The sequence below is a fragment of the Streptomyces sp. URMC 123 genome, from assembly GCF_051386515.1.
Classification (GTDB): domain Bacteria; phylum Actinomycetota; class Actinomycetes; order Streptomycetales; family Streptomycetaceae; genus Streptomyces.
This window is the reverse complement of sequence record NZ_JBPQTV010000560.1, coordinates 1-2,060: the sequence shown is the minus strand read 5'-3', so window position 1 is coordinate 2,060 and position 2,060 is coordinate 1. Positions and strand designations below refer to the sequence as shown.

Here is a 2,060-nt window from a genome sequence, read left to right as displayed (position 1 = left end):
GGTGGCCGGGGAGCGGGCGGCGGGGGAGCGGGTGATCCTCAGCCGCGCCGCGCCCGCCGCACCGCCGGCGCGGTCGAGTGCGGCAGCAGATCGCCGGGGTCGGCCGGCAGCAGCAGATCCACCTCCACGCCCTCGGCGAACCGGTACGGGCGGTGCGCCAGCACGCCCGCCAGCGTCCGCCGCACCCGGGACATCTCCGCCCGGACCGTCACCGTCCGGGACGGGTCCCCGAACAGATCCGCGGCCAGCTGTCCCGCCGTGCGCCCCGAGGGGTGCCGGGCCAGCAGATAGAGGATCTCGGCGTGACGGGGGCTCAGATGCTGCGACCAGTCGCCGACGCCCCCGGAGACGGTGACCGTCGCCGTCCGGGCCGACCGCAGATCGAGCACCACCCGGCCGGGGGCCGCCGCCGGGTCCGCGTCCGCGCTCGGCCCCTCCGGCCGCAGCAGCCAGCCGTCCGGCAGCGGCTCGACCGCGCACGTCCCCAGCGCCGGCAGCCAGGCGCGGCCGGGCCCCAGCGAGGCCGGCAGCGCCACCCGGCTCATGGGGGGCAGCCCCTGCACGGCCGCCGTCCAGCCGGCCCGGTCGACCGCCACGGCCCTGCCCCCGACCCGGCACAGCACCGGGGCGGCCACCGCCCGCAGCCGCTCGACCGCCGCCCGGTGCCGCTCCCGTAACTCGCCCTCCGCCAGCCGGGCCACGGCCGTGACCAGCGCCAGCATCGCCGGATGCGCCCCCGCGGCCGGGCCGCTGACGTCCACGGCGCCCAGCAGCCGGCCGTCCCTGGGGTCGTGCAGCGGGGCCGCCGCACAGGTCCACGCGTGGTGCGAGCGCACGAAGTGCTCGGCCGAGTGCACCCGCACCGGGCTCCGGGTCACCAGCGCCGTGCCGACGGCGTTGGTGCCCATCGTCTCCTCGGCCCAACCCGCCCCCCGGTCGAAGCCGATGCCGTCCGCCTGCCGGCGCACCGCCGCGTTGCCGTCCCGCCACAGCACCCAGCCCTCGGCGTCGGTGACGACCATGATGTGCCGGGCCGCGTCCGAGATCGGCACCAGGCCCTCGCGCAGCACCGGCAGCACGGTGCGCAGCGGCGAGGACTGCCGGCGGCGCTCCACCTCCTCCAGCGGGAGGAAACCGGTGTGGCGGCCCCGCTCCGGGTCGACCCCCCAGCGCCGCACCCGGTCCCAGGACTCCTCGATCACCGGTCTGGGCGCGCCGGGCGGCCGCCGGCCCTCCAGGGTGGCGGCGCGCACGCCGCTGAGCAGACGGGTGGCCCGCCGGGTGTCCATGGCCGCCGGGCAACCGGCGTCCGGCGCTGCGTTCTCGAGGGTGGTCACGGTGCCATGCTGCCGCCGCGCGGGCTCCGCCAAACGGCCGGGGGCCCGGTGACCGCAACCCCCTGCAACGTTTGTGCCCCGCCCCCGCGTTGGCACAGAGTGCCATCACGCCACCGAAACGGACTCACCCGTGCCGGTCGCGGTGGCGGGCACGAGCGAGGGTGGTGCCGTGTCGGCGCAGCACCACCCTCCGCTCGTCCACCGGGCCCCCGGCCGGGGGCCGGCTCAGTCGAGCAGCGCCTCGAAGCCCCCGCCGCGCGCCATCGCCTCCAGGTCGTCCAGCGCCTGCCGGGCCCGCCGCGCCGCGTCGGGGTCGCGCTCCGCCAGCCCGCTCTCGGCGAACTCGTCCTCGTCCAGGCGCAGCACGTCCCGTCCGTCGGCCGAGAGCCACAGATCCAGGTCCAGGTCCTCCACCACGAGCGTGCCGGGGACCACGCGCGCCGGCCGGGTCACATCGCAGTACCAGCCCTTGAGCGCCCCGGACGCCGCCCGCACCTCCTTGACGGAGTACCAGCGGTCGCGCCAGTAGTGCTCGGTGAACACGTCGCCGGTCTCGAACCGTACGAAGCCGAAGTCCCGGGACGGCGGGCCGGCCCAGGGCGCGCGGACGACGACGTGGTTGCCGTCGTCGCGCACCACGGCGGCCGGATAGCGCACCTCCGGGCGGGGTCCCTTCACCAGCCGGACCGCGACGTCGCTGCCGGGGGTGAGCGGGGTGGGGGC

At 77.9% G+C, this 2,060-nt stretch carries 2 protein-coding genes; both read right to left on the bottom strand.

Going from position 1 to position 2,060, the window contains the following annotated elements; translation table 11 throughout:
• Positions 1 to 38: 38 nt before the first annotated feature.
• The gene (locus tag ACSNOD_RS30715) at positions 39 to 1,289 is read right to left on the bottom strand and encodes a GAF domain-containing protein (RefSeq protein ID WP_436770357.1); all 1,251 of its coding nucleotides are present in this window, start codon (positions 1,287 to 1,289) and stop codon (positions 39 to 41) included.
• A gap of 273 nt (positions 1,290 to 1,562) precedes the next feature.
• Positions 1,563 to 2,060 (bottom strand): DUF402 domain-containing protein (locus ACSNOD_RS30710; RefSeq protein WP_436770356.1); only part of this gene is annotated, 498 nt, incomplete at its 5' end.

Excerpts from the sequence above, each read along its gene's own strand:
- ACSNOD_RS30715 (WP_436770357.1), bottom strand. The coding sequence starts at position 1,289 with ATGGACACCCGGCGGGCCACCCGTCTGCTCAGCGGCGTGCGCGCCGCC.